This is a genomic window from Isoptericola sp. NPDC060257, assembly GCF_042726645.1.
Classification (GTDB): domain Bacteria; phylum Actinomycetota; class Actinomycetes; order Actinomycetales; family Cellulomonadaceae; genus Isoptericola; species Isoptericola nanjingensis.
The window spans coordinates 1-22,102 of the sequence record NZ_JBHXAW010000016.1 but is presented as its reverse complement, the minus strand read 5'-3'; the positions used below and the strand labels follow the sequence as shown (position 1 = coordinate 22,102).

General features: G+C 74.6%; 19 protein-coding genes. 10 read left to right on the top strand and 9 right to left on the bottom strand.

The genetic code is table 11. The annotated features are described in order from the left end of the window. Positions 1-29 precede the first annotated feature (29 nt). Positions 30-878, top strand: coding sequence for a Nif3-like dinuclear metal center hexameric protein (locus ACFWEK_RS02760; protein ID WP_430553010.1), 849 nt, complete (start codon positions 30-32; stop codon positions 876-878). Here ACFWEK_RS02760 and ACFWEK_RS02755 read toward each other — a convergent pair. Continuing rightward, entirely contained in the window at positions 866-1,282 is a 417-nt protein-coding gene (locus ACFWEK_RS02755; protein ID WP_430544886.1) for a RidA family protein, read from the bottom strand. The genes ACFWEK_RS02760 and ACFWEK_RS02755 overlap by 13 nt on opposite strands. A 107-nt stretch (positions 1,283-1,389) precedes the next feature. On the opposite strand from ACFWEK_RS02755, the gene ACFWEK_RS02750 reads away from it, so the two are divergent. The 4 genes from ACFWEK_RS02750 to ACFWEK_RS02735 are packed head-to-tail and all read left to right on the top strand — an operon-like array spanning position 1,390 to position 7,013. Next, entirely contained in the window at positions 1,390-2,733 is a 1,344-nt protein-coding gene (locus ACFWEK_RS02750; RefSeq protein ID WP_430553009.1) for an amino acid deaminase, read from the top strand. 11 nt (positions 2,734-2,744) lie between these two features. After that, entirely contained in the window at positions 2,745-4,361 is a 1,617-nt protein-coding gene (locus ACFWEK_RS02745) for an amidohydrolase family protein (protein WP_430553008.1), read from the top strand. 15 nt (positions 4,362-4,376) lie between these two features. Continuing rightward, positions 4,377-5,807: a gluconate:H+ symporter gene (locus ACFWEK_RS02740; RefSeq protein WP_430553007.1), complete on the top strand. Its 1,431-nt coding sequence runs from the start codon at positions 4,377-4,379 to the stop codon at positions 5,805-5,807. 57 nt (positions 5,808-5,864) lie between these two features. Beyond that, a complete protein-coding gene (locus ACFWEK_RS02735) occupies positions 5,865-7,013 on the top strand; it encodes an alpha/beta hydrolase (RefSeq protein ID WP_430544882.1) in 1,149 nt (382 codons plus the stop codon). On the opposite strand, the gene ACFWEK_RS02730 is transcribed toward ACFWEK_RS02735, so the two are convergent. The 3 genes from ACFWEK_RS02730 to ACFWEK_RS02720 form a co-directional block, all read right to left on the bottom strand. Continuing rightward, positions 6,946-7,491: a GNAT family N-acetyltransferase gene (locus ACFWEK_RS02730; RefSeq protein ID WP_430544881.1), complete on the bottom strand. Its 546-nt coding sequence runs from the start codon at positions 7,489-7,491 to the stop codon at positions 6,946-6,948. The genes ACFWEK_RS02735 and ACFWEK_RS02730 overlap by 68 nt on opposite strands. 80 nt (positions 7,492-7,571) lie before the next feature. Further along, positions 7,572-8,084 (bottom strand): nucleoside deaminase, encoded by a 513-nt coding sequence (locus ACFWEK_RS02725; protein WP_430544880.1) that lies wholly within the window; start codon positions 8,082-8,084, stop codon positions 7,572-7,574. Continuing rightward, positions 8,084-9,523, bottom strand: a complete 1,440-nt coding sequence (locus tag ACFWEK_RS02720; RefSeq protein ID WP_430553006.1) for a nucleobase:cation symporter-2 family protein — start codon at positions 9,521-9,523, stop codon at positions 8,084-8,086. Before ACFWEK_RS02720 ends, ACFWEK_RS02725 begins: the two co-directional genes overlap by 1 nt. Before the next feature lie 136 nt (positions 9,524-9,659). Between ACFWEK_RS02720 and ACFWEK_RS02715 the strand changes: the two genes are divergently transcribed. After that, positions 9,660-10,574, top strand: a complete 915-nt coding sequence (locus ACFWEK_RS02715) for a LysR family transcriptional regulator (RefSeq protein WP_430544878.1) — start codon at positions 9,660-9,662, stop codon at positions 10,572-10,574. Here the strand turns inward: ACFWEK_RS02715 and ACFWEK_RS02710 are convergent. Beyond that, positions 10,534-11,070: a low molecular weight protein-tyrosine-phosphatase gene (locus ACFWEK_RS02710; protein WP_430545088.1), complete on the bottom strand. Its 537-nt coding sequence runs from the start codon at positions 11,068-11,070 to the stop codon at positions 10,534-10,536. The genes ACFWEK_RS02715 and ACFWEK_RS02710 overlap by 41 nt on opposite strands. An 80-nt stretch (positions 11,071-11,150) precedes the next feature. Here ACFWEK_RS02710 and ACFWEK_RS02705 point away from each other — a divergent pair, with 80 nt between their 5' ends. Continuing rightward, the gene (locus tag ACFWEK_RS02705; RefSeq protein WP_430544877.1) at positions 11,151-12,074 is read left to right on the top strand and encodes an SDR family oxidoreductase; all 924 of its coding nucleotides are present in this window, start codon (positions 11,151-11,153) and stop codon (positions 12,072-12,074) included. A 371-nt stretch (positions 12,075-12,445) separates the two neighbouring features. On the opposite strand, the gene ACFWEK_RS02700 is transcribed toward ACFWEK_RS02705, so the two are convergent. Further along, positions 12,446-13,417 carry a diguanylate cyclase domain-containing protein gene (locus ACFWEK_RS02700; protein WP_430553005.1) on the bottom strand — a complete coding sequence of 324 codons (972 nt, stop codon included), beginning with the start codon at positions 13,415-13,417 and terminating at the stop codon, positions 12,446-12,448. A gap of 179 nt (positions 13,418-13,596) precedes the next feature. On the opposite strand from ACFWEK_RS02700, the gene ACFWEK_RS02695 reads away from it, so the two are divergent. The 3 genes from ACFWEK_RS02695 to ACFWEK_RS02685 are packed head-to-tail and all read left to right on the top strand — an operon-like array spanning position 13,597 to position 18,761. Further along, entirely contained in the window at positions 13,597-16,983 is a 3,387-nt protein-coding gene (locus ACFWEK_RS02695) for a DUF5979 domain-containing protein (RefSeq protein ID WP_430553004.1), read from the top strand. 42 nt (positions 16,984-17,025) lie between these two features. Continuing rightward, positions 17,026-17,946 (top strand): GNAT family N-acetyltransferase, encoded by a 921-nt coding sequence (locus tag ACFWEK_RS02690; protein ID WP_430553003.1) that lies wholly within the window; start codon positions 17,026-17,028, stop codon positions 17,944-17,946. Next, positions 17,943-18,761, top strand: coding sequence for an alpha/beta hydrolase fold domain-containing protein (locus tag ACFWEK_RS02685; RefSeq protein WP_430553002.1), 819 nt, complete (start codon positions 17,943-17,945; stop codon positions 18,759-18,761). Before ACFWEK_RS02690 ends, ACFWEK_RS02685 begins: the two co-directional genes overlap by 4 nt. A gap of 15 nt (positions 18,762-18,776) precedes the next feature. Here the strand turns inward: ACFWEK_RS02685 and ACFWEK_RS02680 are convergent, their stop codons facing one another. The 3 genes from ACFWEK_RS02680 to ACFWEK_RS02670 all read right to left on the bottom strand — a co-directional run bounded on the left by ACFWEK_RS02680 (position 18,777) and on the right by ACFWEK_RS02670 (position 21,891). Beyond that, positions 18,777-19,700, bottom strand: a complete 924-nt coding sequence (locus tag ACFWEK_RS02680) for an ornithine cyclodeaminase family protein (protein ID WP_430553001.1) — start codon at positions 19,698-19,700, stop codon at positions 18,777-18,779. After that, positions 19,697-21,034: an MFS transporter gene (locus ACFWEK_RS02675; RefSeq protein ID WP_430553000.1), complete on the bottom strand. Its 1,338-nt coding sequence runs from the start codon at positions 21,032-21,034 to the stop codon at positions 19,697-19,699. Before ACFWEK_RS02675 ends, ACFWEK_RS02680 begins: the two co-directional genes overlap by 4 nt. Positions 21,035-21,147: 113 nt before the next feature. Continuing rightward, positions 21,148-21,891: a GntR family transcriptional regulator gene (locus ACFWEK_RS02670; RefSeq protein ID WP_430552999.1), complete on the bottom strand. Its 744-nt coding sequence runs from the start codon at positions 21,889-21,891 to the stop codon at positions 21,148-21,150. Positions 21,892-22,102 lie beyond the last annotated feature (211 nt).

The following is a 22,102-nucleotide window of genomic DNA, read 5'->3' as shown; positions in this document are numbered from 1 at the left end:
GCGTCGGCGCCGGCGGTTACCGTGGCGCCGTGACGACGCCCCACGACCCGACCCTCACCGCCGCGTGCCTGGTCTCCCGCGCGGCCGCGGCCCTGGCCGTGACGCGGCGGCCGACGACGGTCGACGGCCTGGTGGCCGGCGACCCCGGCACGGTGGTGCGCGGCGTCGCCGTGACGACGCTGGCCACGCTCGAGGTGCTGGAGCGCGCCGTCGCGGCGGGCGCGAACGTGGTCGTCACGCACGAGCCGCCCGACTACGACCACACGGGGGCCTCGGTGCCCGACCTGGAGGTGGAGGGCGATCCCGTGCTCGCCGCCAAGCGCGCGTTCGTGGCCGAGCACGGCCTGGTCCTGTGGCGCGCGCACGACGCCTGGCACGACCGGCGCCCGGACGGCGTCGACGAGGGCGCGGCCCGCGCGCTGGGCTGGTCGCTCGACCCCGCCGCCGAGGGCGCGTCGGTGTGCGACGTCGCCCCGGCGACGCTGGGGGAGCTGGCCGCGCACGTCGCGACGGCGCTCGGCTCGCGGACGGCCCGCTTCGTGGGCGACCCCGACCAGCGGGTGCGCCGCGTGGGCCTGGACCTGGGGTTCCGCGGTTTCGCGCGCAACCGCGCGCTGCTGCGCCGCGCCGACGTGGACGCCGTCGTCGTGGGGGAGGCCCACGAGTGGGAGACCCAGTCGTACGCGCTGGACGCCGCGCACCTCGGCACGACCGGCCGGGGCGCGCCGAAGGGGCTGGTCGTGGCCGGGCACGTGCCGGCCGAGCAGGCGGGGATGGCGTTCTTCGCCGACTGGCTGCGCGACGTCGTGCCGGAGGTGCCGGTGACGTTCCTGCCCGCGCCGGACCTCGCCCGCCCGGCCGAGGCTCACTCCACGTAGGCGAGCGCGTCGATCTCGACGAGCATCTCCTCGCGGGGCAGGCCGACCATGACGGTGGTGCGCGACGGCAGCACGGCGTCCGGGCCGAGCCGCTCGGTGAGGAACGCGCCGTACGCGTCGTTCATGGCGCCGAAGTCGTCGCGGGTCGTGAGGTAGACGCGCAGCATGACGACGTCAGCCATCGTGCCGCCGCCGGCCTTGACGATCGCCTCGACGTTCTGCAGCGTGCGCGTCGTCTGCGCGGCGACGTCGCCCGGGTAGAGGTACTCGTTGGTCGCCGGGTCCACGGGGCCCTGCCCGGAGACCTGCAGCAGGTTGCCGACCCGCACGCCCTGGTGGAACGTGTGGGCCGGGGCGGGGGCCTGGTCGGTGGAGATCGCGGTCTTCGAGGTCTGCTCAGCCATGTGCTCGTCCTTTCGGGGGTGGTACGGCCACTCTGGACCCGGCGTGCATTTCAGCGGCGGGTGCGGCATCGTCGCACCGTCGACGGGGGAACGAGGAGGGCCTGACGATGGACGGTACCGGAGCCGAGGAGACCTGTCGGATCGACCGCGAGAAGGTGGCCGCCCGGGAGGTCGAGCGCGTCGGCTGGCGGCACAAGGCGATCCCGCCCGAGCTGTGGGGGCTGACCGTCGCGGAGGTCCGCGAGCGCCGTCCCCGCCTGTCGCAGCTGCCGACCCCGCTGCTCACGCTGTCCCGGTCCGCGCTCGACACCAACCTGCGCGTGATGGCCGACTGGTGCGCGGAGCGTGGCCTCGACCTCGCCCCGCACGGCAAGACGACGATGGCGCCGCAGCTGTGGGCCGAGCAGGTCGACGCCGGGGCGTGGGCGATCACGGTCGCGAACCCGTTCCAGCTGGGCGTGGCCCTCGAGTTCGGCGTGAGCCGCGTGATGGTCGCGAACACCGTGATCTCGCCGCTCGCGCTGCGCTGGATCACGGACGAGCTGGCCGCCGACCGGGACCTGCGGGTGCTGGTCTGGGCGGACTCGCCGGTCACGGTGGACCTCATGCACGACGCGCTGGCGGCGCACGTCGAGGCCTCGGGCTCGCGCCCGCCGATCGACGTGCTCGTCGAGCGCGGCGGCGCCGGCGGCCGCACGGGCGCCCGCGACCTGGACACGGCGCTGGCGGCGGCGGAGCGCGTGGTCGCGTCCCCGCACCTGCGCCTGGCCGGCGTCGGCGGGTACGAGGGCGCGCTGGCGCACGACTCCGACGCCCACAGCCGGGACGTGGTGCGCGGCTACCTGCGCGACATGGTCGAGGTGCACGAGCGCCTCGCGGCCGACGGCCGCTACGAGGTGGAGGTGCCCGTCGTGACGGCGGGCGGCAGCGCGTACTTCGACGTCGTCGACGAGGTCATGGCGCCGCTGGTCGCGGCGGGCGCGCGCGTGGTCCTGCGCAGCGGTGCCTACGTCGTGCACGACGACGGCTTCTACCGGCACATCTCCCCGCTGGGCGAGGAGCCGCGCAGCGGAGGGCCGGGGTTCCGCAGCGCGATGCACGGGTGGGTGCGCGTGAGCTCGCAGCCCGAGCCGGGCCTCGCGCTGTTCGACGCCGGCAAGCGCGACCTGCCGTTCGACGAGGGACTGCCCGAGGTACAGCTGCGCCGCCCGCGCACGGACGGCGATGCGCCGGACCCGGTGACCGGCGTCCAGGTCACCGCCCTCAACGACCAGCACGGCTTCCTGCGCTGGGACGCCACGGCCGACGTCGACCTGCGCATCGGCGACGAGCTGCGGCTGGGCCTGTCGCACCCCTGCACGGCGATGGACAAGTGGACGCTCGTGCCGGTGGTGGACGACGCCGACGCGGCCGACCCGGTCGTCGTCGACCTCGTCCGGACCTGGTTCTGAGGGGCAGGGGCATGGCCGCCGACCTGCTGATCCGCGACGCGCTGGTGCTCGACGGCACGGGCGCACCGGGCGTCGTCGCCGACGTCGCCGTGGCCGACGGGCGCATCACGGCCGTCGACGACCGCCGCTCCGACGCCCGTGCGGCGGGCGCGCACCGCACGGTGGACGCCGGGGGCCGCGCGCTGACGCCCGGCTTCATCGACATGCACGCGCACTCCGACGTGCAGATCCTCGCGAACCCGGACCACACGGCGAAGGTGAGCCAGGGCGTCACGCTGGAGGTGCTGGGCCAGGACGGCCTGTCCTTCGCGCCCGTGGACGAGCGCACGCGCACCGCCGTCCGCGCCCAGATCGCGGGCTGGAACGACGACCCGCCGGGCTTCGCCTGGGACTGGGAGTCCGTGGCCGGCTACCTCGACCGACTGGACCGCGGGATCGCGTGCCACGCCGCCTACCTGGTGCCGCAGGGCACGCTGCGGCACCTCGTCGTCGGGCCGGACGAGCGCCCGGCGACGCCCGCGGAGGTCGCCCGGATGGGCGAGCTGCTCGCCCAGGGGATGCGGGAGGGCGCGCTGGGCATGAGCAGCGGCCTCACGTACACGCCGGGCATGTACGCCGACGACGACGAGCTCGCAGCGCTGCTGCGCGTCGTCGCCGCGCACGACGGCTACTACAGCCCCCACCACCGGTCGTACGGCAAGGGCGCGCTCGAGGCGTACGCCGAGATGATCGACCTGGCCCGCGACACGGGCTGCGCGCTGCACCTCACGCACGCGACGATGAACTTCGCCCCCAACAAGGGCCGCGCGGGCGAGCTGCTCGCCCTGATCGACGCGGCGCTGGGTGACGGCGTCGACATCACGCTCGACACGTACCCCTACCTGCCGGGCTCGACGACGCTCAGCGCGATCCTGCCGAGCTGGTCGTTCTCGGGCGGCACGGACGCGCTGCTCGCGCGGCTGGCCGACCCCGCGGACCGCGGTCGCATCCTGTACGAGCTGGAGCACGTCGGCACCGACGGCTGCCACGGCTGCGTCGCGGAGTGGGACACCATCGAGATCAGCGGCGTGCAGAACCCCGCGCTGGCCGACCGCGTGGGCCGCACCGTGGAGGCGATCGCCCGCGACGAGGGCCGCGCGCCGGGCGACGTGTTCGTGGAGCAGCTGATCGCCGACCGGCTCGGCACGACGATCCTGCAGCACGTGGGCCACGAGGAGAACGTGCGCGCGATCATGCGGCACCGCACCCACACCGGCGGCTCGGACGCGATCCTCGTGGGCGGCCGCCCGCACCCGCGCGCGTGGGGCACGTTCCCGCGCTACCTCGCGCGGTACGTGCGCGAGCTCGGCGTCCTCACGCTCGAGGACTGCGTGCACCACCTCACGGGCCGCCCCGCGGCGCGGCTGAGGCTGGTCGACCGCGGCCTCGTCCGCCGCGGCCACGCCGCCGACCTCGTGCTGCTCGACCCCGACACCGTCCAGGACACCGCCACCTTCGAGGACCCGCGCCAGCAGGCGAGGGGCATCGACCTGGTCCTGGTCGACGGCGTCGCCGTCATCGACGACGGCGCACGCACCGACGCCCTCCCCGGCCGCGCGCTGCGACGCACCGGGAGCGGCACCCGCTGAGACAGGAGGAACCCGATGCACGCACTGCTGCAGGCCGCGGGGGACGACGACGACACGCTCGAGCTGATCAACCAGCCGTGGTCGGAGCACGACACGCAGGTGCTGGTGGTCACCGCCATCGGCATCGCCGTGGTGGTGCTCCTCATCACGATGCTCAAGATGCACGGATTCCTGGCCCTGACCATCGGGTCGCTGTTCGTGGCGATCGGGTCCGGCATCCCGCTCGGCGACGTCGCCGGGGTGTTCGAGACCGGCGTCGGGGACGTGCTGGGCACCGTCGGCGTGCTGGTGGTGCTGGGCGCCATGCTCGGCAAGCTGCTCGCCGACTCCGGGGGAGCGGACGAGATCGTCGACAAGATCTTCCGCGGCAGCACCGGGAGCCTGCCGTGGCGCATGGCGCTCATCGCGTTCCTCATCGGCATCCCGATGTTCTTCGAGGTCGGGCTCGTCCTCCTGATCCCGGTGATCATGCTGGCCGTCCGGCGCTCGGGCCTGCCGGCGATGCTGCTGGCCATGCCGGCGCTGGCCGGGCTGTCGGTGCTGCACGGCTTCGTGCCGCCGCACCCCGGGCCGCTGGCCGCCATCGGCAACCTCGGCGCCGACGTCGGCATCACCATGGCGCTCGGTCTGCTCATCGCCGTGCCCACCGTGATCATCGCCGGCCCGGTGTGGGGCCGGTTCGCCGCGAAGCTGGTGCCGATCGGCGCGCAGGGCGGTGGCGGGGGCATCGTCGCCGAGGAGGCGGGCGGCTCCGGAGAGCCGGGCACGGTCAAGACCCGCAACCCCACCTTCGTGCTCACCCTGGTGACCATCCTCAGCCCGGTGATCCTCATGCTGGTGCGCGCGGGCGTCGAGGTCTGGGCCAGCCCGGACTCGTGGTTCTTCCCGTTCGTGTCGTTCATCGGCGAGCCGCTGGTGGCGCTGCTCATCGCCGTCCTGCTCGCGATGATCACGTTCGGCACCAGCGTCGGGTTCTCGCTCGGCACCCTCGGCTCGAAGATGACGGAGAGCCTCAAGCCCATCGCGAGCGCCACGATGATCGTCGGTGCCGGCGGCGGCTTCAAGGCCGTGCTGGTCGAGGGCGGCACGGGCATCGCCATCGGCAAGGCCGCCGTCGCGATGAGCCTGTCCATCCTGCTGCTCGGCTGGCTGATCGCCGTGCTGGTGCGGATCGCGACCGGGTCCGCGACGGTCGCGATCGTCACCGCGTCGGGCATCGTCGCGCCGCTCGCCACAGGCCTGACGCCGACGCACCTCGCGCTCCTCGTGCTGGCCATCGGCGCGGGCTCGCTCATCCTGTCGCACGTCAACGACGCCGGGTTCTGGCTGGTCAAGGAGTACTTCGGCATGACCGTCGGCCAGACGCTGAAGACCTGGACGGTGATGGAGACGATCATCGCCGTCCTCGGACTGGTCTTCACCTGGCTGCTCTGGCTCGTGGTGTAGCCGGTCGTCCGGCACGGCCCGGTCGCGCGGGCGTGCCGAGTTCCATACCTTCGGGTCGTGGAGCAGGCCGGCACGAGCAGCGCGTGGGAGCCCGACGCGCTGCCCGGCTTCGAGCGGCTGACCCTGCCGCTGGAGCCGGACTTCGAGGGCGACGTCGTCGCGACGCTGGTACGGAGGGCCGTCGACCCGGGCGTCGCGACGCCCGGGCGGGACGCCGGCATCGACGTCCTGTACGTGCACGGCTGGGTGGACTACTTCTTCCAGACCCACCTCGCGGCGTTCTGGGAGCGGCAGGGCGCGCGGTTCTACGCCCTCGACCTGCGCAAGTACGGCCGCAGCCTGCGCGAGCACCAGACGCCGGGCTTCGTCACCGCGCTGGCGACGTACGACGAGGACATCGAGGCCGCGCTGGCCGTGCTCGGCCACGGCCCGAAGTCGTCGTCGGGCCGTCGACTGGTGCTCATGGGCCACTCGACGGGCGGGCTGGTGCTCAGCCTGTGGGTGTCGCACCGTCCGGGCCGCGCGGACGCGCTGGTGCTCAACAGCCCGTGGCTCGAGTTCCAGACCCGCAGCGTGGGCCGCTGGATGCTGGAGCCGGGCCTGCGCGCCCAGGCCGCGCTCGCGCCGCGCAGCCACCTGGTGAACGTGGACCTCGGGTTCTACACCCGCAGCGTCTCGCGGCGGTTCGACGGCGCATGGGACATCGACCCGGCCTGGCGGCCCGACATGGGCTGGCGCACGACCCCGGCGTGGCTGTCCGCGATCTTCCAGGGGCAGGAGCGCGTGTCCCGGGGGCTCGGTATCGACATCCCGGTGCTGGTGCTGCTGTCCGCCCGCTCGACGGCGCCCGTGCGGTGGAGCCCCGAGATGATGACCACCGACTCGGTGCTCGAGGTGGGCGGCGTCGCGCGCCGGGTGCCCGCGCTGGGCAGCCTCGTCACGCTGGTGCGCATCGACGGCGCCATGCACGACGTCACGCTCTCCGCCCCCGCCGTCCGGGACGTCGTCTGGCGCGAGATCTCCCGCTGGGTCGGCGCCTACGTGCCCGCCGTGTCGCCGACGGCCGAGCCGGAACCGCACGGCGTGGCCGCCTGGTGGCGCCGCACGTTCGGCCGCGGCCGCCCGACGCGGCGGGCGGTCACAGCGCCCGCACCAGCTCGACCTCCTCGCCCTGATCGAGGACGAAGCGTTCGCCCGACGGCGTGAACCCGAGCTTGCGGTAGGCGGCCTGAGCGCGCGGGTTGTCGACGTGCACGCACAGTCGCGCCCGCTCGACGCCGCGGCTCCGCGCCCAGTCCTGGGCGCCGTCGAACAGCCGCGCCAGCAGGCCGGCGCCGCGGTGCTCGGGCCGCACGAACACGCCCACCAGGTGCACCTGCCGCTGCGTGACCGGCCCGCCCAGGACGTCGGTCGCGCCCGGCTCCTCGACCAGGCCGGTCGTCGTGCCGACCCAGCGCCCGGCGGCGTCGACGGCGACGAACGCCGCCACCGCGTCGCTCGTCGCGTTGCCGCGCGCCCGCTCCTGCCAGAACGCGTCCGGCCGCGCGGCCGCGACCTCGTGCGTCTCGAGGAACGCCACCGGGGCCGCCGGGTCCTGGAGCGCCGCCAGGCGCAGGTCGCGGGTCTCGCGCCACTCGTCCTCCCGGGCACGGCGGACGGTGAGGGGGGCAGGCGGTGTCGTCATGGGGCGATCCTTCCACCGCGAGGCCGTGGCCCGCCCCGGGATTCCCGGACGGGCCACGGCGGTGCGACGACGGCGGCCGGTCAGGCCGCCCCGGCGTCCGACCGGCGCGTCCAGAACCCGACGTGCGGGGCCGCGGCCTCGTCCTCGAGGAGCGGGCCGACGATCTCGATCTCCCGCTGCCCGTGCGCGACGACATCGCGGCACGGCAGGGCGAAGGTCGGGTTCTCCGGGTCGTCGCCGGTGAGGTCGAGCAGCCGCGTCTCGGAGAGCGCGTAGACGACGCGGCCGATGCCGCACCAGTACACGGCGCCGGTGCACATGACGCACGGTTCCGCGCTGGTGTAGAGGGTGGCGCCCGCCAGCTCCTCGGGCGAGAGCGCCCGGGCCGCCTCCGCCGCGGCCGTGAGCTCGGCGTGCTGGGTGGGGTCGCCCTCCGGCGGCATCGAGTTGTTCCCCCGGCGGGACACGACCCGCCCGTCGGCGGTGGCGACCAGCGCGGCGAACGGGTGGCGTCCTCGCGCCTTCGCGTCGGCGGAGAGCGCGATCGCCTCGCGCAGCAGGGAGAGGTCGGTGTCGGTCGGCAGGTCGGTCATCAGGCGCTCCTCGGGGTGGGGACGGGGCGGGCGGCAGAGCCGGTGGCAGGGTCGGTGGCAGGGTCCGTGGACGGCGCCGCCTCGGCGGGCGGGTCGTCCGCGCCACGGCGGTTGAGCAGGGCGTTCATGAGCACGGCGACGATCGCGCAGAGGAAGATGCCGCTCTCGAGCACCATCCGCAGCGGGCCCTGGACGTCGGCCAGCAGCTTCGGCATCGCCATCGGGAGGACGCCGACGCTGATGGAGATCGCGACGATGAGCGAGTTCGGCGTGTCCTGGTACCGCACCTGCGCGAGCTCCTGGATGCCTGCGGCCGTGGTCATCCCGAACATCACGATCGCCCCGCCGCCCAGCACCGCCGGCGGCACGGCCGCGATCACCGCGCCGAGCTTGGGGACGAGGCCCAGGACGACGAGGATGACGCCCGCGACGGCCACGACGTAGCGGCTGCGGACCCTGGTCATCGCGATCAGCCCCGTGTTCTGGCTGAAGGCGTTGAGCGGGAACCCGTTGGCCAGGCTCGAGACCATGGTGGACAGCCCCTCGGCGCGGAAGGCGTCGCCGAGCCGGCGGGGGGTGATCTCCCGGCCCACCATGCGCCCGATGGCGAGGGTGTTGCCGGTGGTCTCGGCCATGATGACGACCATCGCGAGGGTCATGACGAGGATCGGCACGGGCTCGAAGGTCGGGACGCCGAACGCGAGCGGCGCGGAGACGCCGAACCACGCCGCGTCGCCGACGCCGGAGAAGTCGCTCATGCCGGCGGCGACGGCCACGACCGTCCCGACGAGGAGACCGACGAGCACCGCGAGGGCGGACAGCAGGCCCTTGAACCGCACGTACACGACGAGCGTGACGACGATCGTCAGCAGCCCGACCAGCAGGTGGCGGGGCGCGCCGAAGTCGTCGGCCCCCTCGCCCCCGCCGAGCCACCCGGCCGCGGCGGGCATCAGCGAGATCCCCACCACCGTGATCAGGCAGCCGATCACGACGCGGGGGAAGTACCGCAGCAGGCGCGAGAAGACCGGCGCCAGGCAGATCGCCAGCGCGCCCGCGACGAGGCACGAGCCGACGACGGCCGTCATCCCGTACTCGGTGCCGATGAGCAGCATGGGCGACAGGGCGATGAACGACGCGCCCTGGATCAGCGGCAGCCGCGCGCCGAAGCGCCAGAACCCGAGGGTCTGGACCAGGGTCGCGAGGCCCCCGAGCAGCAGGTTCGCGTTGATGAGGGTGACGGTCTGGGACGACGTCAGCCCGAGGGCGCCGGACAGCACGAGCGGCACGGCCACCACGCCGGCGTAGATGACGAGCACGTGCTGCAGGCCGAGCGTGATCATCGACCGTGCCGGGAGGATCTCGTCGACGGGGTCGGTCGGGCGGTCGTTCCCGGTGGCGGTCGAGCGGTTCAACCGCCCCGGACGGAGCTGCACAGTCATGGGGCTCTCCTCTCCTCGTGACCCGGGCGTCGTTGCTCGGGCGGGATGGGCCTCGTTGCCAGTGACCGGGAGACTACGGGCGCACCTTTCGATGGCAGAACTGAGTTTCTATCGACAGATCCGATAGTTTGCGCGCGTGAGATTCTCGATCGACCAGGTGGAGGCGTTCGTCCTCGTCGCCCGGCACGGCTCGTTCTCCGCGGCCGCTCGCGCGATGCAGCGTTCCCAGTCGACGGTGAGCGTCGCGATCGCGAACCTCGAGATCGCGCTCGACACGGAGCTGTTCGACCGCTCGACCCGCCGCCCGTCCCTCACCGCGGCGGGCGAGGCGATGCTGCTGGAGGCCCAGGCGCTGTACGACCGCAGCGTGTCGTTCGAGCGGCACGGGGACGCCCTGGCCGAGGGGGTCCCGACCAGCGTCACCCTCGCCGTCGCCGCCCCGCACGCCCTGATCCAGCCGGTCCTGACCGCGTTCGCCGCCCGCTTCCCGCACACCGACGTGCGCCTGCGCAACCCCGCGCAGGGCGACGCCGCCGCGGCCGTGCTGCGCGGCGAGGCGAGCGTGGGCGTCGCGTTCGCCGTCCCGGACTACGACGAGACCCTGGCGTTCCACCAGCTCGGCAAGGTGATCATGGCGCACATCGCGCACCGCGATCACCCGTTGGCGCAGATCGCGCGGCCCTCGTTCGACGACCTCCGCGCCCACCGCCGTATCGCGTACGACGCCCACGCGCGCGCCCTGCCCACCAGCGAGTACCTGCAGTCCGTGCAGACCTGGACCGCCGACTCCTACGAGGCGCTCATCTCGCTGGCCCGGTCGGGCGTGGGCTGGGCGACGCTCCCGCGCCTCCTGGTGCGCGAGGAGCTGCGCAGCGGGCGGCTCGTCGAGCTCGCCCTGGAGGCGTACCCGCACACGGACTGGATCGTGTCCGTCGACCTGCTGTGGCAGCGCCGACGACGGCTCGACGCCGCGGAGTCGTGGCTCGTCGACGCGTTCCGACGCCTGAAGATCAGCGAGACGTCGCCGTTCGGTCAGTCGACCACGCGCTGAGACGCGCCCGCACGTGGTCGACGATCCCGTCGGCGGCGGCCTCGACCTCCGCCAGCGTGGTCTCGAAGCCGGACTCGTCGCCGTACCAGGGGTCGTCGACGTCCAGGAGGTGCTCGTCGCCGCCCGGCTCGACGACGGGGGCGTCGGGATCGAACGACCGGTACAACCGGATCTCGGCGAGGCCTGCGGAGCCCGCTGCACCGTCGGCGAGGCGGCGCAGGCGGCGGGCGTGCTGGGCGGTCATGGGCAGGACCAGGTCGTGGTCGGCGAGGTCCGCGGAGCTGACCTGGCGGGCGCGGTGGCCGTCGCCCGTCGGGTAGCCGTGCGCGGCCAGCGTGCGGCGCGCGCGGCCGTCCACCGGGTTGCCGTGCTCCTCGTCGCTCACGCCCGAGGAGTCCACGACCACGCGGTCGCCGAGCCCGGCGGCCTCGAGGCGGTCGCGCAGCACGATCTCGGCCATGGGGGAGCGGCAGATGTTGCCGGTGCAGACGGTCATCACGCGGTACGGGGTGGCGGTCACGGGCCCATTCTCGCCTCTCGCCGAGCCCGGCCTCCGATCCGTGCCTACCGTGAGGCATGGCGAGATGGGCGGCGGACGGGCTGATCGCCGTGACCGGCGCGAGCGGGCGGCTCGGGTCACGACTGGCGTTCCGGCTCGCGGCGGAGGGGGCGCGGCAGCGGCTGGTCGTGCGCGACCCGGCGCGCGCCCCGCGGCTGTCGGACGGGCGGGCGCTGCCGGAGTGCGAGGTCGCCGTCGCCGACGGCTACCGCGACACCACCGCGATGCGGGCCGCCTTCGAGGGCGTGCGCACCGTGTTCCTGGTGAGCGTGCGCGAGGCGCCCGACCGCGTCGCGCAGCACACCGCGATGATCGACACCGCGGCGGCGGCCGGCGTCGAGCGGCTCGTCTACACGTCGTTCGCGGGCGCCGGGCCCGACGCCGTCTTCACGTTCGCCCGCGACCACTGGCACACCGAGCAGCACCTGGCCGGGGTCGCCGCGCGCACCGGGCTGCGCTGGACGGTGCTGCGCGACAACCTCTACTTCCATGCGTTGAGCACGTTCGTCGGGCACGACGGTGTGATCCGCGGTCCGGCGGCGGACGGGCGCGTGGCGGCCGTGTCGCACGACGACGTGGCGGACGTCGCCACCGCCGTCATCCTCGACGAGCGGCCCGCCCGGCACGACGGCGCCGTCTACGAGGTCACCGGGCCGCAGGCGCTCACCCTCGACGAGGTCGCGGCCACGCTCGGCCGCGCCGCCGGCCGCGACCTCTCCTACCACCCCGAGACCGAGGAGGAGGCGTACGTCTCCCGGGCCGGGTACGGGGCGGAGCCGTTCGAGCTCGACGGTTGGGTCACGTCGTACACCGCCATCGCCGCGGGCGAGCTGGCGCACGTCTCCGACGACGTCGGCCGGCTCGTCGGCCGGCCCGCGCGCTCGCTCGCCCAGTGGCTCGACGACTACCCGGGCGAGTGGGCGCACCTGCGGCGAGCCTGATCCCGGTCGGATCGCGCTGCGGAGTTCACCCTGAGGAAAACCCTTGGCCTCCCTCGCCGGGCGGGCGTAGCGTCGTCGGCACATGAGAAAGGAGGTGATCGGAGAAGTGAAGACTCTTCGGACCCATGAGGTGGTCGCGCGCTAGTCGCGTGCGCCCTTGAGCGTTTCGCGCTGTCGGCCTGACGACCTGATCATTCGTCGGACCGTTCGGCGCACGGGACGGGTAGCGAGTTCCTCGCGACCACCGGATCCCGCGGGTGCCGTGCCCTCGTCCAGCACGGCTGGAGGTTCGACCTCCGGCCCGCGGGCTCTTTGCTGTCCGGGGGCCGCAGCCGAGGCGTCGTCCTGGGAGGAGTCGTCCTGGGCGATCGTCAGACCAGCGTGGCCGCGCGGCGCTCCCGCCGCAGGCGCCGCTCCGCCTGGGCCACGAGCTGGTCCGTGTCGGCGGCACCTGCCACCGACCACGCGGCGGCCGAGTGCAGCGCCGGCCACGCCACGCCGTCGAGCCCGCCCTCCGGCCCGCCTGACGGCACGGCGACCTGCGCCAGCAGGTGCTGCCGCAGGGCGTCCGCGGACGCCGCCGCCTGGATGTCGTCCATCGCCGGCAACGTCGCCAGGACGGCGAAGCCGTCGCCCTCCACGCGACCCACCTCGCAGCCGGCGGGCAGCGCCGCCCCGATCCGCGCCGCGAGCGCCGCGAGCACCGCGTCGCCGGCGTCCTGCCCGTGGTCGGCGTTGAGCCGCGCCATGTCCCGCACGTCGAGCAGCACCAGCACCACACGGGTCGCACCGCCGCGCACGAGCGCGCAGCGGTGCCGCAGTGCGTACCAGGTGGCGGCGCGCCCCGGCAGGCGGGTCAACGGGTCGTGGGTGGAGCGCTCGGCCAGCTCGGCGACGACGGCGCGCATCACGTCGGCGGTGCTCGCCGCGCCCCAGCCCGACGGCCCGCCCACCAGGACGTCGTCGTACCGTCGGTCCGCGGTGCGGGCCATCGCGAGCGTCGCGACGTCCGCCAGTGCCGTGCCGGGCTCGACGACGAGGGGCGACCAGTCCGCGACGGCCCCGGTGGGGCGGCGCTCCAGGACCGCGCGCCCGTAGCCGAGGCGTCCGGTGAGCGCCGCCGTGAGGCCGGCCCGCGTGACGATGCCCGTGCGGGCGGGTGCGGCGTCGTCCTGCACCGCGACCGAGCCCACCTCCGGACGCCGGAAGATCACCTCGAGCTGCCCGACGGGCAGCGTGGAACCCACCACCAGCACCGGCTGCGCCAGCGCCGCGACCGACGCGACGCGTGCCGTCCGGCGGGGGGCGACGTGGCGGGCCAGGCGGGTGATCTCGTCGTGCACAAGCGGAAGTATGGCCAGGCCGGAGGCCGTCCGAGACGGTCGCGGACGATGTTCGCCGAGCGTTCGTCGGCCGTTCAACGAGCCCCGAAACGTGGGAGCGCGACCATCCTGCGCCCCGGGTCGCCGGTCCCTAGAGTGTCGCGAGGTACGCGATGTCTGTGATGTCTCGGGGGCGACACATGCGAAGGACGAGCACGGCGGTCGGGCGCAGGACGACGAGCGGCCTGCTGGCCGCCGCGCTCGCGCTGGGCGGGCTGGTGGGCCTCGGGGCCCAGACGGCGACGGCACCGCCCGCGTCCGCCGCGGCGGACGGGGACGTCAACCCGTTCTCCTCGTCCGGCGGGTTCACCGTGTACGCGCAGCGCGACGCGATCGTCGGCAACCAGGAGCTCGAGGGCTCGCTGGCCGCCGGGCGGAACCTCACCGACACGACGGTGGCACAGTGGGCCGTGATCCACGTGGCCGCGGGCACCGCCGACTACACGATCCCCACCGTCGACGGCGACCCGACGCGCCTCCTCATCGGCCGGTTCGACCCGGACGAGTCGCGCAACGTCGGGCAGGTCAACATCACGAGCCGCGGCGCGACCACGCCCGAGAACGTCGGCACCCTCAAGACGGTGGACCGCGACCTCGGGCCGTACGACACGTCGGCCCGGGGCGAGGGTTGGGTGCGCGAGTCGGAGCAGGGTTCCAACCCCCCGCTCATCGACGCGACGGCGCAGACCTACCCAGGCGACGCGGAGCCCCCGACGGGCAGCAACACGTCGATCTTCACCGAGCAGACCGGCGACACGCAGGACGTCGTCGCGGGGTACGTGCAGGCGAACCAGGACGCCAGCCTCGACGACACCACCGAGTGCCTGGCGACGATCACCGATCCCGACGGCCAGCACGCCCACCACGTGACCGTCGCGGAGGACGACGGCGACCGCAAGGTGCTCTCGCCGCTCGCGGCCGACCGGCCCAACGTGGTCGCGTACGAGGACGTCGCGGGCGCGAGCCTGCTCCAGTTCTCGGCGGGGAGCCCCACGCCCGGGCGGGCGAACCCGCTGATCATCCGGGTGCCCGCGGGCACCACCGACGTGCACGGCCTCCGCGTCGACCCGCAGGGCCAGTACTCCCCGTACATCCTGTGGGACCTGTCCGCGGTCACGGGTGACGTGACCGTCGCGCACACCGGGGAGCGCATCGACGGGTCGATCTTCGCGCCGAACGCGAACGTCACCGTGGACGCGGCGCCCCTCGACGGCCAGGTCGTCGGGCAGGACGTGACCCTGCTGGGCGGCGAGGTGCACTCGTTCCTGTTCGCCGGCACCGTCCCGTGCGGGGAGCCGCTCGGGACGTTCGAGCTGTCCAAGGAGCTCGACGGCATCGCCGCGGAGGACCTGCCGGAGGGCACGACGTTCCCGGTCGACTGGACCGCCACGTCGCCCGACGGCGAGGCGCTCGGGTCCGGGACGCTCGCACTGTCCGCGGACGGCTCGCCCGTGCGCCCGACGGCAGTGGACGGCACCACGCAGACGTTCCCCGTCGGCACCATGATCACGTTCGAGGAGCAGACGCCGGCCGACGTGCCCGGCTGGGAGTGGGAGGCGCCGACCGTCGCCCCGAACCCCGTGACCATCACCGCCGACGGCGACGGCGTCGTCGCCGCGACGGTGACGAACACGGCCGAGCGCACCGAGGGCACGTTCGAGGTCGCCAAGACCGCGTCGGACGGCACCGAGGACTCGCCGACGGTGCCCGAGGGGACCACCGTCACGGTCCGGTGGGAGGCGGAGTACCCCGGGGGTGGCGTGGGCACGGCCTCCGGCACCATCGAGCTGGTGGCAGGCCCGGACGGCACCTTCGAGCCGCGGGGCCCGGTGGACGACGAGGGAGAGCCGACGACATTCCCGGTGGGCACCGTGATCCGCCTCGTGGAGATCGACGCCGGCGCGGCGCCGGACGGCTACGACTGGGGCGACCCCACGTGGAGCCCCGGTCAGGAGTTCACCATCGAGCGCGGCGGCGAGGCCGTCACCGTCGATCTCGCGAACCTGCTGGTGCCGGAGTCGGGAACGGCGTCGTTCAGCGTCGTCAAGGTGCTCGACCTGGACGCCCCGGTCGACCCGGAACCGCAGTTCTCGATCGAGTACACGTTCGACCCGCCCGGCGGGCCGCGCGAGGGCCGGCAGCGGGAGATCGCCGTCGGCGACCCGGTCACGGTCGACACGCTGCTCGACGGCGAGCCCATCCCCGCCGGCAGCACCGTGTGGGTGCGCGAGCCCGCGCCGACGGCCGACGACGGCATCACGTGGGAGGACCCGGTGCTCACGGCGAACGGGGAGCCGCTCACCGACCCGGACGAGGACGGCTTCTACCCGATCGAGCTGACGGGTGACGAGACCGTCGCGCTCGAGGTGTCCAACGTCGGGCAGGTGGCGACCGGCACGTTCGAGCTGGCGAAGACGCTCGACGGCCCGCACGCCGAGGACGTGCCCGAGGGCACGGAGTTCACGGTGGGGTGGACGGCGACCTACGTCGACGGCACCACCACCAGCGGCTCCACCACCGTCGCCCCGGACGGCGAGCCCGTCGCCCCGACGGACGCCGACGGCGAGCCGCTCGACTTCCCCGCCGGCACCACCGTCACGTTCGACGAGGCGGACCTGCCCGACCTGCCCGGCTGGGACTGGGGCGAGCCCACGATCACACCGAGCGAGATCACGGTGGGCGACGGCGAGACCGCCGAGGTCGCCGTCACCAACTCCGCCACGGTGGAGCACGGCACGTTCGAGGTCTCGAAGGCCCTCGAGGGCGCCGAACCGGGCGACGTGAGCGGCGACGGGTTCGCCGTCCCGTGGACGGCCACGCTGCCCGACGGCAGCACCGACGAGGGCGTGCTCACCGTGCCGGCCGACGGGTCCGCCGTCGGCCCGGACCGCGAGTTCCCGGTGGGGACGACGCTGCACGTCACCGAGGACCCGCCCTCCGACGCGATGCTGCCCGACGGCTGGGCCTGGGCCGTCCCGACCTGGTCCCCGGGCAGCAGCCTCACGATCGACGAGGGCGCGGGCACCACGGCGTTCACCGTGACGAACACCGCCGTCCCCACCACCACGCTGCGGGTGGAGAAGCTGGTCGAGGGCGCCGACCTGCCCGACGGCACGGCCTTCCCGGTCGAGTACCGCGTGGACGACGGCCCGGTCCAGGAGGGCGACCTCGTGCTCGGCGACCCGTTCGTGGCGGACGACGTCCCGCTGGGCACCACCGTCGAGATCCGCGAGGCCGACCCGCCCGCCGTCGACGGCAGCAGTTGGGCCCCGCCGCGCTGGGCGATCGACGGCCAGGAGCTCGAGCCCGACGCGGACGGCTGGGTGGTGATCCACACGGACGACGAGGAGCTCAACGCCGTCACGCTCACGAACACGGCCCGCCCGACCACGCCGGAGCAGCCGGAGACTCCCGGCGGCCAGCTCCCGGAGACAGGGTTCGGTGGCGGCACCCTGCCGCTGCTGGCCCTCGGGCTGCTGCTCCTCGGCATCGCCGCCCGGCTCGTGGCGCGGACGCTCCGCGCCTGACCCGGCTCGGGGACGGGTCGGCCGAGGCGCTACCCTGCGCGGATGGCCGACCCGACTCCTGGGGCGCGTGAGCTCCCGGTGTGGCAGCTCACGGAAGACCCGCAGGCCTTCCTCGACGACGCCGGCGGCATGCTCGCCGCCGACCCGGTGCGGGCGACGATCGTGGCGAACACCGCCCGCCGGCTCGCGACGCATGCCGCGACCGGCGATCCCCGGCCGGGCCACCCGTGCTGGTTCGCCGTCGCGCACGATGCCGACGGCGCCGTCGTCGGCGTCGCGATGCGGACCGCGCCCGTTCCGCCGTACCAGGCGCACGTCCTGGTGGCCGACCGGCCCACCGCCCAGGCCCTGGCCGACCTCCTCGTGGATCGCGGCGAGGTGGTCACGGCGACGAACGGCGCCCAGGAGCCGGCGCGCGCGTTCCTCGACCGGGTCGCCGCGCGCACAGGTGGTCATGTCGCCGTCGCGCGGCCGACGCGGCTGTTCGAGCTGGGCACGCTCGCCCCGCCGCCGTCCCCGCCCGCCGGTGCGCCTCGGCCGGTGCGGCCCGACGAGCTCGACCTGGCCTGCCGCTGGTTCGCGGACTTCGTGACCGACGCCGACCGTCAGGCGGGCCGGACCGGGCCGCCCCGGATCCCACCGCCGCCCCGGGACGCCGTCGAGCGACGGGTCCGGGCGGGGAAGCTCTGGTGGTGGGAGGTGTGCGGCGCGCCGGTGTCGCTGGTCGGCCACGTCGGCCCCGCGCTCGACGTCGCTCGGCTGGGACCGGTCTTCACGCCGGCCGAGCACCGCGGGCGGGGGTACGCGGGGGCGCTGGTCGCGCACGCGTCGGCCCGGCTGCGGGACGCGGGGAACCGGGTCTGCCTGTTCACCGACCTGGAGAACCCGGTGTCCAACGCGCTGTACGAACGGCTCGGCTACTCCAAGGTGGTCGACATGGCCGAGCTGCGGATCGCCCCGTGACCCCCGGCCCGGCGGATCCCGGCACCGCCGGTGCGCCCGACATCGCGGCGCTCCGGCGCGGCGCCCACGAGCGCGCCGTCGCCCGCCCGCGGCGGCGGTTCGCGGGTGTGGTGACGAACTCGGCGACGGTGCACGACTGCCCCGCGCTGCGCCGCTACACGCCCGATCGCCGCCACCCCGGCGCCGCGGCCGTGTTCCTGCACGGCGGGTACGGGCTGTTCGGCGACCTCGAGCTGCAGGACGGCTGGTGCCGGCAGGCCGCCGAGGCGCTCGGCGTCGTCGTGCTCGCCGTCGACTACCGGCTCGCGCCGGAGGCGAGGCTCGACGACGCCGTCGTGGACGCGCTGGCCGCGCTCGCCCTGCTCGCCGGCGAGGGCTTCGACCGTCTGTACCTCGACGGCGACTCCGCGGGCGGCGCCGTCGCCGTCCTCGCCGCCGCGCGCACCGCGGACCCCCTGGCCGGCCTGCTGCTCACCAACCCCAACCTCGACCTGTCGCTCGAGACCTACGACGACGACCTGCCGGGCGGCCCGGGCCGCGAGCTGTCCACGTACGCGATGCGCGCGTGGACCGGCGTCGAGCCCACCGACGCGCCGCGCCTGCAGCGCTCCGCGCGCGGGCTGCCGCCCACGCTGGTGGCCGTGGGAGAGCTGGACTCGCTGCGCCCCGAGGCGCGGGAGCTCGCCGACGCCTGCCGCCGAGACGGCGTGCCCTGCCGGCTGGTCGAGCTGCCCGGCGCCGAGCACGGGTTCGTCGGCACCGAGCGCGCCGGCACGGTGCTCACCGAGGCCGCGGCGTTCTTCGGCCTCGGCTGAGCACCGCCCGCCGGCTCAGGCCTCGTCCGTCTCCGCGACGCCGACCGCGACGGCGAGGTCCTGCCACGACATGCCGGAGCCCTTGAAGACGTTCGGCCGGTCCGTGGCCCGGGCGTGGCCGCGCACGACGTCGGCGAGCGGCACGAGGTCGTCGACACGCAGGGCGCCCTCGTGGACGGCGAGGACGACGTCGCCGCACTCGCGCATCGCGGTCGCACGGTCCTCGACGACCACGAGCGCCCGCCCCATGAGCCCGGCGTCGAGCTCGCGACGGTCGGGTTCGTGCGAGCCGATGGCCACGACGCACGCGCCGTCGCGCACCAGGGCGCCGTCGAAGAGCGGCTCGCCCGCCGACGTCGCGCACACCACGAGGTCGGCGTCGGCGACGTCGGCCGTGCTCCCCGCGCGGGCCGGCAGGCCGCGCGCGACCACCGCCTCGACGGCCGCCGCCAGCCGCCCCGGGTCGCGGCCGACGAGCGCGACGTCGTCGAGGTCGCGGACCGCCGCCATCGCCACCGCGTGCTCCACGGCCTGCGGCCCGGTGCCGACGACGACCAGGCGTCGCGCGTCCGCCGCGGCGAGGTGGTCCGCCGCGACCGCCGAGGTCGCGGGCGTCCGCAGCTCGGTGAGCGCCGACCCGTCGATCTGCAGCCGCGGGGTGAGCGTGGCGGCGTCGAGCAGCAGGTAGGTCGCCTGGATGCGGGGCAGGCCGCGCGCCGGGTTGTCCGGCGCCACGGACGCGATCTTCACCCCGGCCCAGTCGCCGAGCACCGACGGCATGAGCAGCAGGTGACCCCCGCCGGCGGACACCGACGACCGTGCCGGGTCGTCGGCCGGGTCGAACCCGTCGGCCAGCGCGCGCTCGACCAGCCGGCGGGCGTCGTCGGGCGCGACCCGGCGGCGCACCTCTGCGGCGTCGACGAACGGCAGGCCGGTCACGCGGCCACCTCCTCGCGCGCCTCGCGCTCCGCGATTCGCGCCCGCTCGAGGCGCACCACCCGGCCCGAGAGGGAGACCGCGACGAGCGCGACGACCGCGAGGCCCACCATGTAGACGGCGATCGGCCACCAGGCACCGTCGAACCGCGAGAGCAGCCAGGTCGCCAGGAGGGGAGCGGTGCCGCCGGCCAGTGCGGCGCCGATCTGGTAGCCGAGCGTGACGCCGGTGTACCGGACGCGGGTGGTGAAGGTCTCGGACATGAGCGTGCCGAGGGTCGCCGTGACGGGCGGCCACACGATGCCCAGGCCGAGGACGACAGCGGCGTAGACGGCCCAGTCGACGCGCAGGTCGAGCAGCAGGAAGAACGGCGCCGCGAAGAGGGCGATGAGCACGGTGCCGCCGAGGAAGACCGCGGGACGGCCCAGCCGGTCGGAGAGTCGGCCCATCGCGAGGATCGCGAGGGTGCTGACGAGCGCCGCGGCGCTCACGGCGTTGAGCACCACGGACTGCTGCATGCCGAGTGTCCCGGTCGCGTAGCTCACGACGAACGTGGCGAAGATGTAGAACGGGCCGGTCTCGACGACCTTGGCCCCGACGGCGACGAGCACCGAGCGCCAGTGGTCGCGCAGCGTGTCCTTGATCGGGAGCTTGGCCACGTCGCCGCTCTCCTTGGCCTCACGGAAGGCGGGGGTCTCGGCGAGGCCCTTGCGGATCCACAGGCCCACGAACACCAGCACCACCGAGGCGATGAACGGCAGGCGCCAGCCCCAGGACTCGAACGCCCCGGTGGGCAGCGAGCTGACGAGCGCGAACGCGATCGTCGACAGCAGCATGCCGATCGTGACGCCGGTCTGCGGCACGGAGCCGAAGAAGCCGCGGCGGTTCTTCGGCGCGTACTCGTAGGCGAGCAGCAGCGCGCCGCCCCACTCGCCGCCGATGGCGAGGCCCTGGACGATGCGGCAGAGGATGAGCAGCACCGGGGCGAGGACGCCGACCTGCGCGTACGTGGGCAGCAGGCCGATCGCGATCGTCGCGCCGCCCATGAGGGAGAGCGTGATGACCAGCGTCTTCTTGCGCCCGATCTTGTCGCCGATGTGGGAGAAGACGATCCCGCCGAACGGGCGGATGAAGAACGTCAGCGAGAGCGACAGGTACGACAGCATCAGCGAGATCGCCGGGTCGTCCGTCGGGAAGAACTGCTTGTCGAAGATGAGCGCCGCCGCGGTGGCGTAGAGGAAGAAGTCGAACCACTCGATCGCGCTGCCGGAGAGGCTGCCGACCAGCACCCGGAGGTTGGTGGCCGGCTTCCCGACCGTGGACTGCTGCGAAGTCACGCGCCTGCTCCCGTCCGGCCCGCCACGTCGGAGGCCTCGATTGGCGTGCAACGTACAATTGCACCCGGCGCCAGCGCAAGGGACATCCGCGTCGTGAGCAGGGCGGACCCGCGTCAGCCGGCGTCGGCGGCGCCGTCGGCAGAGCCCGCCGTCGACCGTGACGCGGCGCCGGTGCCCTGCCCCGACCAGACGTCGCGCACATGCTGCAGGTGACGCCGCATCCACGCTTCCGCGCCCGCCGCGTCGCCGGCCTCGAGCAGGTCGAGCAGCTCGTGGTGCTCCCGGATCGTGGCCACGAGCCGGCCCTCCTCGTGCAGGCCCTGCAGCCCGAGCAGCCGCGACATGCCGCGCAGCCGGCGCACCTCCTCGACCAGCCGCTCGTTCCCCGCGAGCGCGAGCACCTCGGTGTGGAACGCCGTGTCCGCCGCGACGAACTCCTGCAGCTCGCCGGCGGCCGCCGTCGCGTCGATGCGGTCCGCGAGGGGGCGCAGGGCCCGCACCTGGGCGGCGGTCGCCAGGGTCGCGACGCGCGCCACCGTCGGCGCCTCGATGAGCTCGCGGATCTGCAGGATCTCCTCGAGCGCGACGTCGCCCAGCTCGACGACGCGGTAGCCGCGGTGCCGCAGCGTCTCGACCAGCCCTTCGCGGGTGAGCTCCATCATCGCCTCGCGCACCGGGGTGGCCGAGACACCGAGCCGCTGGGCGAGGGCCGGGGCCGAGTAGATGGCCCCGGGCTCGAGCTCGCCGGCCACCATCGCCTCGCGGAGCGTCACCAGGACGCGGGCGCGGATGCTCTCGGGGACGTCCATCGACCCCAGGATCGACGGCCTGCCGCGGCCGCCCGCACCGGCGCTCATCTGCTGTCTCCTGGCCTCGACGTCACGGACGTGGCCAGGATGCCACGGGTCCGCCGCGGGTGTGCGCAGAGCGGACGCCCGCGGCACGGGCCGGCCGGCCCGTCGGAGGGGTCGCGGGGGCCCGCCCGGGGCGGGGGGGCCTGTAGCTATGAGAAAAGAGCCGCGCCCGCAAACCCTCACAGGGAGGGCGGGCGGGGGTAGGAGGGTTGGC

Coding starts and splice junctions, on each gene's coding strand:
- ACFWEK_RS02730 (WP_430544881.1), bottom strand. CDS start 7,491: ATGACGACACCGCCTGCCCCCCTCACCGTCCGCCGTGCCCGGGAGGAC.
- ACFWEK_RS02725 (WP_430544880.1), bottom strand. CDS start 8,084: ATGACCGACCTGCCGACCGACACCGACCTCTCCCTGCTGCGCGAGGCG.
- ACFWEK_RS02740 (WP_430553007.1), top strand. CDS start 4,377: ATGCACGCACTGCTGCAGGCCGCGGGGGACGACGACGACACGCTCGAG.
- ACFWEK_RS02710 (WP_430545088.1), bottom strand. CDS start 11,070: ATGACCGTCTGCACCGGCAACATCTGCCGCTCCCCCATGGCCGAGATC.
- ACFWEK_RS02690 (WP_430553003.1), top strand. CDS start 17,026: ATGGCCGACCCGACTCCTGGGGCGCGTGAGCTCCCGGTGTGGCAGCTC.
- ACFWEK_RS02670 (WP_430552999.1), bottom strand. CDS start 21,891: ATGAGCGCCGGTGCGGGCGGCCGCGGCAGGCCGTCGATCCTGGGGTCG.
- ACFWEK_RS02745 (WP_430553008.1), top strand. CDS start 2,745: ATGGCCGCCGACCTGCTGATCCGCGACGCGCTGGTGCTCGACGGCACG.
- ACFWEK_RS02695 (WP_430553004.1), top strand. CDS start 13,597: ATGCGAAGGACGAGCACGGCGGTCGGGCGCAGGACGACGAGCGGCCTG.
- ACFWEK_RS02750 (WP_430553009.1), top strand. CDS start 1,390: ATGGACGGTACCGGAGCCGAGGAGACCTGTCGGATCGACCGCGAGAAG.
- ACFWEK_RS02705 (WP_430544877.1), top strand. CDS start 11,151: ATGGCGAGATGGGCGGCGGACGGGCTGATCGCCGTGACCGGCGCGAGC.
- ACFWEK_RS02755 (WP_430544886.1), bottom strand. CDS start 1,282: ATGGCTGAGCAGACCTCGAAGACCGCGATCTCCACCGACCAGGCCCCC.
- ACFWEK_RS02720 (WP_430553006.1), bottom strand. CDS start 9,523: ATGACTGTGCAGCTCCGTCCGGGGCGGTTGAACCGCTCGACCGCCACC.